The following is a 13,396-nucleotide window of genomic DNA, read 5'->3' as shown; positions in this document are numbered from 1 at the left end:
CCCCGGCCGGCTACTTGGCGTCCTGCCGGCGGATCCACACCTCGTTGGTCAGCAGCAGCATCGCCGCGGCGATCGGCAGGGCCAGGAGTGCTCCGATGACACCGCCGACGGCGCCGCCGGCCAGCACCGCGATCACGGTCACGTACTCCGGAACGTCGACCGACGAGCGCATCACCCGCGGATAGATCACATACCCCTCGAGCGGTTCGTAGATCAGGTAGAAGATGGCCGCGGCGATTCCGATGTCGAGCGAGGTCGCCAAGCAGACCAGGGTCACCACGACCGCACCGGTGATCGACCCGACCAGCGGTACCAGGTCCAGCAGTGCGACGAAGAGCGCGAGGGGCAGCGCGTACTGACCGAGCCCGACCACCAGCAGGAAGATGAAGGTCACGGACCCGGCGAGCAGGGCGACCAGGAACGCACCGACGACGAACCGACCGGTACGCCGCAGAATCTCATCACCCAACTGCCCGACTCGGGTCCGCCGCGAGGCCGGCGCGAGTGAATAGGCCGCATTCTTCAGCTGCGGCAGCGCGGCCAGGAAGTACAGCGTGAGCACGAAGACAACCAGGGTGCTGGCCGCGGCCTGAAGCGCGCCGAGTCCGGTGCTGAAGACCTGTTTCAGCACCCGTGAGCCGAGTTCAGGATCCTTCAACTTAGCCTGGAGGTCGGTGATGAAGTGGTATCGGTCGTTGAGGTTGGCGATTGTCTTGTGCTGCAACAGATCGTGCAGCAGATGCGGGGCGTCACGCACGAAAGTGGTGACCTGATTATCGAGCACGCTCACCAGCACGGCCACGATCACCGTCACGATCGCCAGTCCGGAGAGGGCCACCACCAGCACCGCCCAGGCTCGCTTGAGCCCGATGCCGATGAGCAGTTCCACGATCGGGTTGAGCCCGATGGCGAGAAATCCCGATATCAGAACAAGCTCCAGTACCGAGGTGACCTCGCGCAGCGCGAGGGCCGCGCCGATGGCCAGGAGCACACCGACCGCGCCCCAGAGGCCACGGTAGAAGGCAGAGTCATGCGAGAGCTCCGGCCCGGGCACACCGAAGCGCGACTCGACGACCGCCGGTGACTCGAGTTCGGGCAGCGGCTCGAAGAGTGAGCCGCTGACGGTCTTCGACTCCGGTACCTCGGCGTGCGCGTCGGGCGCCAGTTGGTCGGTCTCGACCGAGCCGGCTGAGCCGGGCTCGTTCACTTCACTGCCTGACATCTCGCTCCTCATGAGACCGGAGATTCCACCGGCCACAAATCTCGACCCTACTTTCCACCACCTAGCTCGCCCCAGTGGTGACACAGTCCGTTTCGGCCACGTCATGCGCCGTGACCTCGCCGATTCGCAGCTCGCGCCCGCTGGTGTGCTGGCGGTCGAGCACGATGCAGCCGACATAGGTATGCCCATGATCGACGTAGATCGCACAGTAGGTGCGATTCGTAACCGACAGCGGCGGGGCCGCCTGGCCCGGGCTCAGCGACAGCCCGTCGCCCGGGTAGCACCCGCTCACGTTCACCGCCTGCCCGCCATCGTTGACGAGGGTGATCGGCTCGGAGTCCGGGGCGTTCAGGATCCTGATCGAGATGACGACGGCGGCGATGGCAAGGATGCCGGCACAGACGTACCAGGCCCGCTTCGGCATGGAGAAGTTGAGCAGGCGGTCGGGGTCCACCGGTTCAGCTTGGCAGACGGATCAGCTCCAGCGGTGGCGGTCGGCGCTCAGGCGGTGAGTTCCGCCGGTGCCGACTCCAGGGCCGCCGCGATTGCCTGCATCAGCTCCCGCGCCGAGGCGGCGGTCAACTCGAGGGCGAGCCGGCTCGCCGGCGCGCCCGCGGGTGCGGCGAAGTCGATGTTCAGGGTGTGTTCGGCCATGGCGTGCACCGGGTGGTCGAAGTAGACGGTGGCGTCGCTGACGTGAAACCACCGGCCCCCGGGACCCTTGGCGCTGCCGTCGACCTTCGCACTCATCGTTGCGTAGGTGCACATCTCAGGAACCTTCACTCGCGGCGGCGAGGTGCGTGGCGAAGAACGCCTCGATTCGCTCCCAGCCGTCGTTGGCCGCCGCCACCCGGTAGGAGGGGCGGTCAACGGCGAAGAAGGCGTGCCCGGCATCGTCGTAGCGGTGGAACTCGTGCGGCTTGCCGTTGGCCGTCAGGATCTCGTCCAACTCGTTCACCTGCTCGGGACTCGGGTAGGAATCCTCGTTGCCGAAGAGCCCGAGCAGTGGAGCCCGTAGGTTCGGCAGCTGCGTGACGAGGTTCCCCCGCAGCAGGGAGGTCTCCGGAGGCGTTCCCGTGACGAAGGCGCCATAGCAGTCCACCGCCGCGTCCAGGTCCAGATTGCAGGCGGCCAATACGCTCTGCCGCCCGCCGGAGCAGTAGCCGATGACGCCGACCTTGCCATTGCTCGTCTCCAGCCCACGCAGTAGCGCCGCCGCCCCGGCGACATCGCCGAGGAGGCGCTCGTCCGGAACGCCGCCCTGGGCCCGCGCCGTCGCCGCCGCGTCATCTGGCGCCGCTCCGGGCGCCTCCCGCCAGTAGAGGTTGGGGCAGATCGCGTCGTAGCCCAACTCGGCGAAGCGACGGACGATCTCCTTACTCGCCCGGTCGTAGCCGGGCATGTGGTGGATCACCACCACGCCGCCCCGTCGCGTCTCTCCATCCGGGCGGGCCAGGTAGGCCTCGACCTGGTCGCCGCCATGACCATCGACATAAGTTACTTGCGTCTTCAAGCACTCGCTCATGACCCCATCGAAGCACGGGTTCCTATGCGAGCCGACGGCGGTGGTCAGGCACTATTGCAGGATGCGGACCGTCAGCGAACACCAAGCCCTGATCGCCGCGTTGATCCCGCGCACCCGATCGGTCTCCCTTCCGTTGCCAGCGGCCGCCGGGCGGGTGCTCGCGGCGGATGTGGTGGCCAAGCGCCCGCTGCCGGCCTTCGACAATTCCGCGATGGACGGGTACGCCGTACGCGGGACCGAGGTCGCCTCCGCCACCCGACAGGCTCCGGTCACGCTCCCGGTGGGCGCCGACATTCCCGCCGGGCGGGTGGACACGCCGGAGCTCGCGGTCGGTACCGCCCATCGCATCATGACCGGGGCTCCGGTTCCGGTCGGCGCGGACACCATCGTTCAGGTCGAGGCGACCGACGGCGGTCTCACTCAGGTGGTCATCCACGAGACCCGCACCGTCGGCACGGCGATCCGCCGGGCCGGCGAGGACGTGACCGTGGGAGAGACCGTGCTGACCGCCGGCACCGTGCTCGGGGCGGCTCACCTGGGACTGCTGGCCGCGCTCGGTGAGCCGTCGGCGACGGTCTGGGCGCCCGTGCGCGTCCTGGTTCTCTCTACCGGAAGCGAGTTGGTCGCGCCAGGGCAGTCGCTGCTGCCCGGGCAGATCCACGAATCCAACACCATCATGCTGGCCACTGCAGTCAGAGCCTGTGGGGCGGAGGCCGAAGAGGTGCATTTTGTTGCTGACGACGTCGACGATCTTCTGGCCGCCCTGCAACCGCACCTGGACCAGACTGACCTGATCCTGACCTCGGGCGGGGTGAGCGCCGGGGCCTACGAAGTCGTGAAGGATGCTCTCGCCGATCGCGGCGTGGACTTCGTGAAGGTGGCGATGCAGCCGGGAATGCCGCAGGGGGCCGGCATCTATGCGGGAATCTCGACGGTCACCCTCCCAGGAAATCCGGTGAGTGCACTCGTCTCCTTCGAGGTGTTCCTGCGGCCGGCGCTGCGCAGTGCCATGGGATATTCGCCGTCCCACCGACCGCTGGTGCGGATGCCGTTGGCTGCCTCGCTCACCTCACCATCCGGCCGCCGGCAGTTCCGTCGCGGTGTGGTCGGCGACGGGGACACGGCAGTGGAGACGATCGGCCCACCGGCCTCACACTTCCTGCGGTGGCTCGCCGCCTCCAACTGCCTCATCGACATACCGGCCGAGGTCGTCGCGCTCGACGTCGGCGACCTCGTCGACGTCTGGCTGATCGACTAGATGCAGGCAAGCCTCGGGGGCACAGTCACTGGCCGGGCGCGCTAGCCGGCGGCCGTGAGTCGCAGGTTCTCGCCAGCGTCGTGCAGCACCGCCGTGATCGTGTCGATGCTGTCGACGAGGCGATCGGTCGCCTCGATCACCGTTGCCCCATAGGCATATTCGGAGTCGTATTCGGATGCAGGGTCGTCCGCCGCGTTCGTCAAGGTATCGCCGTACTTCGTCGCCAACTCGACCTGGAGGCGGCGGAGGGTCGTCTGCTCTCGGATCTCCTCGCCCTGCAGCGCACCCTGCAGTAGGTGCAACTGCTCCACGACCGCGTCGACCAACGCCCGAAACTCCGGGATCTCGCGGTAGGCGTCGCGGGCCCGGCGGGTTGCGTCGATGGCCGTCAGGGCATGGACCAGACGATGCGAATTGGCCAGCACCGCACCGCCGACCTCGCGAACCCCCTGTGAATCAACCGGTTCTGATCGAGCCCGGTCCAGCGATGCCTCAGCGTTGGAGCGAGCGAGACGCGATCGACTACGTACGGCCGAACGCTGGGCCGCAGTGGCTCGTGGATCGACCATCGTCTGCAGGTACTCCCGGTAGGCACCCATGAGTTCGGCGAGCCGGTCGGGCACCTGCGAACGTTCCCAGGTCGGAAACAGCAGCGAGGCGAGCAGGGCGATCGCGCCACCGATCACGGTCGCCACCGCCCGGTCGAGGACGGTCGTATGGGCCGGAATACCGGCGATCGACAGCAGCGCAACCACAAGTGCCGAGAGGCAGACGGAGGAGAGCCCCATGTTGTTCGGACCGGCCAACCGCATTCCGAAGAAGCAGAGACCAACCAGCACAACCAGCGGTGCCACGCCGTCGCCGAGTAGGTAGTGCACGATTATCGAAGCCAGCAGCAACCCGATGAGAGTGCCGATCACTCGCTGCAGTGAGCGCTGGAAGGTAGCCCCGAAATCCGGACGAAGCACCACCAGGATCGTCAATGAAATCCAGTAGCCTCGGTCGAATCCGCCGACCCGGGTCAATATGTCGGTGAGCGGCACCAATACCCCCAGACGCACCGCGTAACGAAGCGCGGGCGAGCGCACATCGAGGTTGGCCCGCAGCACGGCGATGGGATCCCGCAGTCGACGGACGCCCTTGGGCGACTCGACGTCCTCATCGGTACTCCCCTCGCCGGCACCGGTACGGGCGGTCTGCACCATCGCGCGCAGCTGCGACACCAGGCTCGCCCGGCGATCAGCGGCCGCGCGCTCGGTCAGCGACGCGCCGAGCGGTGCCCCTTCCCCGATTCTGGTGGCAACCTCCAATGTTTCCCGATACTCCCGCTCTCCGGGCGTGCGGCCGGCGGCCAGTGCGTCGGCAATACGAGTGAGCACCGTAGCGGTCGCCGACAGCGCGGCATACAGAGCGGCGGCGCTGGCCTGACACTCCTCTGCGGTGAGCCGATCGGCATAGGCCGACAGCGCGAGAATGTCCTGCCGGGCTCGCACCGCTTCGTCGAGCAGCACCCGGTAAGCCTCGACGCTCGGCCCATGGTCACGCCCGGCCCCGGTGAGGACGGCCCTGGTCTGGGCGATGGTCTCCCCGAGCGGCGGGCTGACGCTGGAGTCGATGGGCCTCGCCGCCAGATCGGCCAGCTCCTCGTACAGACCGGCCAGTGCCCGGCGCTCCGGACCGTGCCGCCGAAGCGGCCACGCGGTGATCGCGAGCAGCATCTGGACGACGCCGCCGGCGAAGACGAGCAGACCGGTGTCGAGCGCGCCGAGCGGGCGTTCGGGAATGTGGCCGAGGATCAGCGCGCAGCCGGTTGCCGCTACCCCGACCTGGGCGGCGCTGGGGCCGAACATCACCAGCAGACCGGCGGAGAACGCACAGACGGCGAGCAGCAGTGCTGACAGGGCCAGACTGTGCCCGAATCCGGCGGCCAACCCCGCCGTGACCCCGGCCACCAGTGCCGAGATCAGCATCCGGGCCATCCGCAGGCGGTACGGGCCGGGGCGGTCGGCGAAGGCCGTCTGCAGGGCACCGATAGCCGACTGCACTCCGAGCCCCGGATGGCCGATCAGGCCGCCGATGGCCAGCGGAATCACCAGGCCGATGGCGTTACGCCCGGCGACTACCGGATCGGACTGGGTGCGGTCCAGCTTCGTCGCATCTGTATACAGGCGATGGATCGAACCGCCGATCACCCGCATCGGGCGGTCGCGTCCGGTCGCCGGCGAACCGGAACTCTGCGGGGCGCTCACACCTGCTGAGCCTAGCGAGCAGAGTCGCCGACGGCAGCGGTCCCGCGGCAGGTCAGGCTCGACGGCATCATCTGGCCGGCGCGAGTTGGCTACGAGCGGGCGGCCCGCTTGGCCAGCGCCTTGGCTCCCTCTCGGATGACCACGGCGACGACGAACTGGGCGCCGGGCAGCTTGGGACGGAACTGCACACTCCAGACGAGCCTGCTGCCGGCCCCGGAGGGTGTCACGTTGATCTCGCCGGTGTAGTCGGTGACCGGCGCGCCGGAGAGCATCCGGTACGCCAGATGATGAGTCGGTTCGAAGGCGGTGATCTGCTCCCGCAGCGGTGGGCCGGCCAGGCGCAGCACGCGGATCGCGCCGACACCGTTTCGGTCCGGTGCGCCTTCTTTCTCAAGCGTCACGCTGCGCACCGGAGACCATGCCGACATCCCTTCGTGGTCGGCCACCAGGTCCCACACCTTCTGCGGCGAGGCGTCGATCTCGTGGGTGAAGGCGTATCGATGCAGCTTGGCCATTGCGGTCTCCTCTTCCCCGACTCCCCGTTGGGCGCCTCGGCAGATACAGACCCTAGCTAACGACCACGCAATACATGAACCCGTCATAGCCCTTGGCGCCGACGGTCTGCACGACCGTCGCGCTGACCCGGGGCTGCGCCTCAACGGCCTTGTTCAGCCGGCGGACTCCCTCGACGCTGGCCTCGGCATTGGTGGGATCGGCGATGGCGCCGTCCCGGACGACGTTGTCGACGATGATGACAGTGCCGGGGTGCCCCAAGCGCACTGCCCAATCGAAGTAGTCGGCATTGCTCGGCTTGTCGGCGTCGATGAAGACGAGGTCGAAGGGGGCGCGGTCTTCCAGCGTGGGTAGCGTCTCGATAGCGCGGCCGACGATGACTTCGACGCGGTCCTGCAGTCCGGCCGCGGCGATGTTGGCCCGGGCCACCTCGGCGTGCCGGGGTTCGGCCTCGAGGGTCGTCAGCCGGCCTTCGTCACCGAGAGCTCGCGCCATCCAGATCGCGCTGTAGCCGCCCAACGTTCCGACCTCCAGGATCCTCGTCGCCCGCAGCGAGAGTGCCTGCAAGTACAGGTACTTTCCCTGGGCCGCCGAGACGCTGATCGCCGGAAGCCCGGCGGCGTCGCTGGCCCGTAGGGCCCCTTCCAGAATCGGGTCCGGCTCGAGTAGCGAGGCGGCAAAGACGTCATCCACGGCGGTCCAGGTATTCATCGGCATGGCTTCAGCCTAGATGCCCGAATTGAACTTTCAGTCCTGTTGACAGATCGTCTAACAACGTAAATAGTCAGGAGATGGCAGACACGACTCGCGTCCCGACCAGCGACGGCATCACCCTATCGGTGCGCGAATACGGCGAGCCCGACAATCCCACGGTCGTGCTTATTCACGGCTACCCGGACACCAGCGCGGTATGGGACGGGCTGGTGGCGATCCTGCGCCCCCGATATCACGTCGTCACCTACGACGTGCGTGGCGCCGGCGCCTCCGACCGGCCCGATGAGACCTCGGCCTACGTGATCGACCAACTCGTCGATGACCTCGCACGAGTCATCGACGCGGCGAGCCCGCAGCGGCCCGTACATCTGATCGCGCACGATTGGGGCTCCATTCAAGGTTGGCATGGCGTCACCGATGCGCGTCTGGACGGGCGAATCGCCTCCTACACCTCTGTCTCCGGCCCGAACCTCGACTACGCCGGCCAGTGGATGCGACGCCAGGCGCGACCGAATCCGAAGGCCATCCGCGCGCTGCTCAGGCAACTGGCCCACTCGGCCTATATCGGCGTATTCATCACTCCGCTGCTGCCCGAACTGCTCTGGCGCAGCGGGCTGCTGGATCGCGTCCTCTCCGGATCCGGGGCGTCGGTCGGCCCGACCGGCACCCTGACCGACAAGCTGTACGGCCTGAAGCTCTACCGGGCGAACATGGTGCGCCGATTCCGGGCTCCGCAGCCGCAGAGCACCCAGGTGCCCGTTCAAGTGCTCGCTCCCGCCGGTGACTCCTACGTCGGCGTCGAGCTGCAGACGCAGGCTCCGGCGCCGTGGGCGACGAACCTGCACGTCCGGGTCCTCGTCGGTGGGCACTGGGTGGTCAGCAGCCGTCCGGAGGTGGTTGCGCAGGCCGCCATCGAACTCATCGACGACGTCGAGAATGCCGCACCCACGCCCCGCGGTCTCGTCGCGGCAAGGGTCGCCGCGACCCGCGTCCGTGGCGACCGGATCGGCAAGCCGTTCGCCGGGCAGTTGGCTGTGATCACCGGGTCCGGAGCCGGTATCGGGCGGGCCACCGCGATTGAGTTCGCCCGCCGGGGTGCGGACGTGATCGTCGCCGATATCAACCTCGACGCAGCGACGCGGACCGCCACCGAACTGCGGGCGCACGGGGTGGTGGCGACGAGCTATCACCTTGACGTGGCCGATGGCGACGCCTTCACGGCCTTCGCCAAGCAAGTACAGGCTGACCACGGCACGCCGGACATCGTTGTGAACAACGCCGGCATCGGGATGGCCGGTCCGTTCCTGGCCACCACTGTCGCAGACTGGGATCGCATCATCGACATAAATCTGTGGGGCGTCATCCACGGCTCGCGGCTCTTCGCCGCCCAGATGGTGGCCCGTGGAGAGGGCGGCCGCATCGTCAACATCGCCTCGGCGGCGGCCTACGCCCCATCCCGCACCTACCCCGCCTATGCCACCACGAAGGCCGCCGTGCTCATGCTCACCCAATGCCTACGGGCGGAACTGGCCCGCGACAATATCGGCGCCGTAGCGATCTGCCCCGGATTCATCAACTCCGACATCTCGCGTTCGACCGAGCATGTCGGGGTCGACCCGGCGGCCCAGGAGGTGCTGCGCAGACACGCGGTCAAGTCCTACGGGCGCCGCAACTACTCTCCCGAGCGGGCGGCGAAGCACATCGTGGACGCCACTGCGGCCAACCGCCCCGTCGCGACGATCACCAGTGAATCCAAGGCATTTCTGGCCATGTCGAGATTCACACCCGGCCTGGCCCGGGCCATCGCCACCGTCGACCTGAACAAGCTCTGAAAGCGAGGTTTGTCGTGAGTACCCACCCGGACGGCGAGCTGGTCGACGTCACCCTGCGGGCGCGCAATGTCGCCTTCGACTGGACCAACCTGCCCCTGCACTACGTCCCGGACGAACCCTTCGTCACGCACTGGGCCAATGTGATGCACATGCTGCTGCCAGCCGGTGAGCGCTGGTTCGTCGAGGTCTTCACGCAGGCCCTTCCGTTGATCCGCGACGATCGGCTGCGTGAGGACGTCCTTGGTTTCATTGGACAGGAGTCGACACATGCCTCGGCGCACCAGGGGGCACAGGACCATCTCAGGGTGCAGGGGCTGGATACGACGCGCTACGTCGGCGAGATCGAGTGGTTCTTCGAACAGCGGTTGGGTAACCGCGAGCTGACCGGAGCGGCGGCTGAGGAGTGGCTCGTCGAGCGGCTCTCGCTGATCGCCTCCATCGAGCACCTCACCGCCGTTCTCGGCGACTGGATCCTCAATTCACACGGGCTCGATCGAGCCGGCGCCGACCCGACGATGCTCGATCTGCTGCGTTGGCACGGGGCCGAGGAGGTCGAGCATCGCAGCGTCGCCTTCGACCTGTACATGCATGTGGATGGACGGTACGCCCGACGGGTGCGCTCCCACGTGACAATCCTGCCGGCGCTGGTCTGGCTCTGGTCACGGGGCATTCGGCAGCTGATGGCCAGTGATCCGATGCTCGCCGGCACCGGGACGCGCGCCCGTTGGCGTGATTGGACCCGGGCTGGGCGGCTCAACCTGCTTCCCGGCCCGACGGAGTTCCTCCGCTCGTACCGCAGCTATTTCCGGCGTGACTACCACCCTTCGCAGGAATGCTCGACGAGCCAGGCGGTGGCCTACCTGGCCACCTCACCGGCCGCCTTGTCGGCGGCAGACTAAGCGGCGGCGGACTAACTTGAGCAGCTCCCATCCGCATCAGCCCACCGACCTGGTGTGGCGGCTGGCTGACCGCGCCGTCACGCGCCTGGCTCGAAACTCGCTTCGGGCTGGAGCGGGTCGTCGACCGCCGCAGCCGGTGAGCCGGCGCCGGGCTGTCACCGTAGCCGAGATCGCCGACCGGGCCGAAGGTGTCCGCAGCTTCACCTTCGCTCCCGCCGACGGCCGCCCGCTCCCCGGGTGGTTGCCCGGTGCACACATCGATGTCTACCTGCCATCTGGCCGGCAACGGCAATACTCACTCTGCGGCGACCGGGCCGGTTCGACCTACCGAATCGGCGTTCGCCGGATCGTCGACGGGGGCGGCGGCTCGGTAGAGCTGCATGAGCTGTCAGTCGGCGCGAGGCTGAGCATCGGCGAGCCGCGCAACGCCTTTCCCTTCCTCACGTCCGAGCGATATTTCTTCCTCGCCGGTGGCATCGGAATCACGCCGATTCTGCCGATGGTCACCGCCGCCGCCGCATCGGGTGCGCAGTGGTCGCTCGTCTTTGCCGGTAGGTCCCGGGCCTCGATGCCGTTCATCGACGAGGTCAGCGCATTGACCGCATCGGGAACGGGATCGGTGACGCTGCTGGCCGACGACGAATCGGGGATTCCGACCCCGCAGCGGCTGCTCGAACTGGCACCGGAGGGGGCGGCCATGTACTGCTGCGGGCCGCCCGGCATGATCGCCGGAATGCGGGCCATCATGCCGGCGCCGCGGATCAAAGCCCTGCACTTCGAACGATTCTCGCCACTGCCGGTCGCCGGCGGCGTCCCATTCGAAATTGAGCTTCACCAATCGCGGCGAACGATCCTGGTCGGGGCCGATCAGACTGCCCTCGCCGCCGTGCGGGCCGCACTTCCCGGCGTGGCCTACTCCTGCCAGCAGGGGTACTGCGGCACCTGCCAGGTGAGTGTGTTGGCGGGTGAGGTGGACCACCGCGACCGCTTCCTCTCTCCGCAGCGGCGACACGACTCGATGATGCTGTGCGTATCGCGCAGCGACCGACGTATTGTTATAGACCTATGACCGCTGTATCAATGCCTACCCCCGGCCAGCCGGGCTCACTGCCTCGGCGCATGGCGCCCGAGCAACGGCGGCAGCATCTCATCGAGGTCGCCGCGACACTCTTCGCCGAACGCCCCTTCGATCAGGTCGCGGTCGACGACATCACCGACGCGGCGGGTGTGTCCCGGGCACTCTTCTACCGGTATTTCGCCGGGCCGCGGGAGATCTTCACCGCCACAACGCAGCAGATCGTCGACGGGTTGATCCTGGAATTCTCTGATGTCCCGCACGACCTCACGCTGCTGGAGCAGATGCACCGGTCGCTCAGCGCATTCCTCGACTTCGCCGAGTCCTTCTCGGCCAACTATGTGGCCCTGCTCCGTAACACCAGCGTGCAGGCCAGCACCGGCACCGACACCATCATCGAGCAGCTTCGAGCGGCTTCGGTAGCCGAGATCCTGCGCCGGGTCCAAGTCACCTCGCCGACGAGAATCTTCCTGCTGACGCTGGAGAACTGGGTGCGGATGGTCGAATACACCACCCTCGCCTGGCTCTGCGGGAACGGGCTGCAGCGGGAGGGCCTGGAGGACTGGCTCATCGGCCAGCTCATCGCCATGGCCGGCGCCAGCGCCGCGCAGGATCCGCAGACGGCCGAGATCATCACCGCCGCACTCGCCCCCCAGACGGCCGAATAGGCTTACGCGGGCCGAATTGGCTTACCCGAATAGGCTTACGCGGTAGCCAGTTCCAGGGCCACCAGCTCGTCGTCGAGGTGCGACAGCAGACGCTGCAGGTGAGGCACGGTGCGCCGGCAGCCGGTGAGACCGAAGGACAATTGCTCGGCGTGACTTACGCAGCTGATGTTCAACGCCTGACCGTCCACCGGGATCGAGAGCGGATAAAGCCCTGACATTCTCGACCCATTCCAGTACAGCTCAGAACGTGGGCCGGGGACATTGGAGATGATCAGGTTGAACGGTGGCCGCACCACGCCGGTGAGGCGAAGCAGCGGGTCGATCCCCAAGGGGCTCACGGCCAGTGCGGTCATCGCCAGGATCTGAAGTTGAGTCATCGAGGCCAGCGCCTGCTTGCCATTGCGCATCGACTGGGTGATGGCCGACAGCCGCTGCCCGGGGTCATCGAGCTGAGTGGCCAGGTTGCACATCACCGCGCCGACGGAGTTGCCGCCGGTGGGTGCCGTCGACTCGTCGCGTAGCGAGACCGGAACCATCGCGATCAACGGCGCTTGCGGAAGCATCTGGAGACTGAGCAGGTAACGCCGCAGCGCCCCGGAACACATCGCCAGCACGACGTCGTTGAGGCTGCAGTCCGACCGCTTCGCGACGAGTTGGAAGCGTTCGATCGCCCAGGACTGGGCGGCGAAGCGGCGGGCACCGGTGATCGGGACGTTGAACATCATCTTGGGTGCGGTGAAGGCCAGCGGGCCACTCTGCGCATGCAGGCCCCGATTCACCGACCTGGCCAGCACGAGCGGCAGCGCGGCCGCCTCGCCCGCGGTTCTCAGCGCGGTGCGCAGGGTGTCGGAGCTCAACTCGACCGGGCCTCGGCTCGCCGGCGCCACGACCTCACTGCGTCGGGGCGACATCGACTCGACACCGGCCCGCCACGGCGGCACGCCTCCTCGAAACTCCGGGTCGTCGGAGAGGCTGGACTGCATGAGCCGGATCGCCGAAACACCGTCGGTCAGACTGTGGTGCACCTTCGTGTAGACCGCGAAGCGTCCATCGTGCAGTCCCTCGATGAGGTGTGTCTCCCAGAGCGGGCGGTGCCGGTCGAGCAGGCTGCCGTGCAGACGGGAGCAGAGGGCAAAGAGATCCAGCACGCGACCCGGTCGGGGTAGCGCGTTGTGCCGGACGTGATGCTCGATATCGAATCGCTCATCCTCCTCCCAGGCCCACAGCCATCCGGTACGGATCGAGCGGCGTACCCGCTTGCCGAACATCGGAGACGTTTCGTTCGAACTGAGCATCTGTTGGAAGGTGTCGAGAACGTCGTCGCGCTCCATGCCGTCAGCTGGGTGAAAGACCTGCAGGCCGCCGACGTGCATCGGTTGATCCCGCGACTCGGCGAAGAGGAACACCGAGTCGGTCGGCGACATCGGTACCAGCATCTGCA

The 13,396-nt window shown here is 67.4% G+C and carries 13 protein-coding genes; 5 read left to right on the top strand and 8 right to left on the bottom strand.

Annotation, left to right across the window (positions count from 1 at the left end):
- Positions 1 to 10 precede the first annotated feature (10 nt).
- The 4 genes from CPH63_RS15140 to CPH63_RS15125 form a co-directional block, all read right to left on the bottom strand.
- The gene (locus CPH63_RS15140) at positions 11 to 1,222 is read right to left on the bottom strand and encodes an AI-2E family transporter (protein ID WP_157749584.1); all 1,212 of its coding nucleotides are present in this window, start codon (positions 1,220 to 1,222) and stop codon (positions 11 to 13) included.
- Between the two features lie 61 nt (positions 1,223 to 1,283).
- Positions 1,284 to 1,676: a hypothetical protein gene (locus tag CPH63_RS22365; RefSeq protein ID WP_157749583.1), complete on the bottom strand. Its 393-nt coding sequence runs from the start codon at positions 1,674 to 1,676 to the stop codon at positions 1,284 to 1,286.
- 47 nt (positions 1,677 to 1,723) lie between these two features.
- Positions 1,724 to 1,990: a DUF6295 family protein gene (locus CPH63_RS15130; RefSeq protein WP_172892221.1), complete on the bottom strand. Its 267-nt coding sequence runs from the start codon at positions 1,988 to 1,990 to the stop codon at positions 1,724 to 1,726.
- A 1-nt stretch (position 1,991) separates the two neighbouring features.
- Complete coding sequence (locus tag CPH63_RS15125; protein ID WP_096303695.1) at positions 1,992 to 2,747, bottom strand: dienelactone hydrolase family protein; 756 nt, start codon at positions 2,745 to 2,747, stop codon at positions 1,992 to 1,994.
- Positions 2,748 to 2,808: 61 nt separating this feature from the next.
- Between CPH63_RS15125 and glp the strand changes: the two genes are divergently transcribed.
- Positions 2,809 to 4,005: a gephyrin-like molybdotransferase Glp gene (gene glp, locus CPH63_RS15120; protein WP_096303694.1), complete on the top strand. Its 1,197-nt coding sequence runs from the start codon at positions 2,809 to 2,811 to the stop codon at positions 4,003 to 4,005.
- A gap of 41 nt (positions 4,006 to 4,046) precedes the next feature.
- On the opposite strand, the gene CPH63_RS15115 is transcribed toward glp, so the two are convergent.
- The 3 genes from CPH63_RS15115 to CPH63_RS15105 form a co-directional block, all read right to left on the bottom strand.
- Complete coding sequence (locus tag CPH63_RS15115) at positions 4,047 to 6,254, bottom strand: FUSC family protein (RefSeq protein WP_096303693.1); 2,208 nt, start codon at positions 6,252 to 6,254, stop codon at positions 4,047 to 4,049.
- Between the two features lie 89 nt (positions 6,255 to 6,343).
- Positions 6,344 to 6,769: an SRPBCC family protein gene (locus CPH63_RS15110; protein WP_157749582.1), complete on the bottom strand. Its 426-nt coding sequence runs from the start codon at positions 6,767 to 6,769 to the stop codon at positions 6,344 to 6,346.
- A 52-nt stretch (positions 6,770 to 6,821) separates the two neighbouring features.
- Positions 6,822 to 7,484, bottom strand: a complete 663-nt coding sequence (locus CPH63_RS15105) for an O-methyltransferase (RefSeq protein ID WP_096303691.1) — start codon at positions 7,482 to 7,484, stop codon at positions 6,822 to 6,824.
- A gap of 74 nt (positions 7,485 to 7,558) precedes the next feature.
- Here CPH63_RS15105 and CPH63_RS15100 point away from each other — a divergent pair, with 74 nt between their 5' ends.
- The 4 genes from CPH63_RS15100 to CPH63_RS15085 are packed head-to-tail and all read left to right on the top strand — an operon-like array spanning position 7,559 to position 11,955.
- Complete coding sequence (locus CPH63_RS15100) at positions 7,559 to 9,313, top strand: SDR family oxidoreductase (protein ID WP_096303690.1); 1,755 nt, start codon at positions 7,559 to 7,561, stop codon at positions 9,311 to 9,313.
- Between the two features lie 14 nt (positions 9,314 to 9,327).
- On the top strand, positions 9,328 to 10,212 hold the full coding sequence (locus tag CPH63_RS15095) for a metal-dependent hydrolase (RefSeq protein ID WP_096303689.1): 885 nt from the start codon (positions 9,328 to 9,330) through the stop codon (positions 10,210 to 10,212).
- Between the two features lie 16 nt (positions 10,213 to 10,228).
- Entirely contained in the window at positions 10,229 to 11,281 is a 1,053-nt protein-coding gene (locus CPH63_RS15090; RefSeq protein ID WP_157749581.1) for a PDR/VanB family oxidoreductase, read from the top strand.
- 50 nt (positions 11,282 to 11,331) lie between these two features.
- A complete protein-coding gene (locus tag CPH63_RS15085; RefSeq protein ID WP_157749580.1) occupies positions 11,332 to 11,955 on the top strand; it encodes a TetR/AcrR family transcriptional regulator in 624 nt (207 codons plus the stop codon).
- Positions 11,956 to 11,990: 35 nt separating this feature from the next.
- Here the strand turns inward: CPH63_RS15085 and CPH63_RS15080 are convergent, their stop codons facing one another.
- Complete coding sequence (locus CPH63_RS15080; RefSeq protein WP_096305180.1) at positions 11,991 to 13,391, bottom strand: wax ester/triacylglycerol synthase family O-acyltransferase; 1,401 nt, start codon at positions 13,389 to 13,391, stop codon at positions 11,991 to 11,993.
- Positions 13,392 to 13,396 lie beyond the last annotated feature (5 nt).

Origin of the sequence: Jatrophihabitans sp. GAS493, from assembly GCF_900230215.1 — a bacterium.
In the GTDB taxonomy this organism is placed as follows: Bacteria; Actinomycetota; Actinomycetes; order Mycobacteriales; family Jatrophihabitantaceae; genus MT45.
Note: the sequence above shows the minus strand (reverse complement) of the source record. Positions and strands in the feature narration are given on the sequence as shown.

Coding starts and splice junctions, on each gene's coding strand:
- glp (WP_096303694.1), top strand. CDS start 2,809: ATGCGGACCGTCAGCGAACACCAAGCCCTGATCGCCGCGTTGATCCCG.
- CPH63_RS15100 (WP_096303690.1), top strand. CDS start 7,559: ATGGCAGACACGACTCGCGTCCCGACCAGCGACGGCATCACCCTATCG.
- CPH63_RS15105 (WP_096303691.1), bottom strand. CDS start 7,484: ATGCCGATGAATACCTGGACCGCCGTGGATGACGTCTTTGCCGCCTCG.
- CPH63_RS15125 (WP_096303695.1), bottom strand. CDS start 2,747: ATGAGCGAGTGCTTGAAGACGCAAGTAACTTATGTCGATGGTCATGGC.
- CPH63_RS15140 (WP_157749584.1), bottom strand. CDS start 1,222: ATGTCAGGCAGTGAAGTGAACGAGCCCGGCTCAGCCGGCTCGGTCGAG.
- CPH63_RS15080 (WP_096305180.1), bottom strand. CDS start 13,391: ATGCTGGTACCGATGTCGCCGACCGACTCGGTGTTCCTCTTCGCCGAG.
- CPH63_RS15130 (WP_172892221.1), bottom strand. CDS start 1,990: ATGTGCACCTACGCAACGATGAGTGCGAAGGTCGACGGCAGCGCCAAG.
- CPH63_RS15085 (WP_157749580.1), top strand. CDS start 11,332: ATGGCGCCCGAGCAACGGCGGCAGCATCTCATCGAGGTCGCCGCGACA.
- CPH63_RS15110 (WP_157749582.1), bottom strand. CDS start 6,769: ATGGCCAAGCTGCATCGATACGCCTTCACCCACGAGATCGACGCCTCG.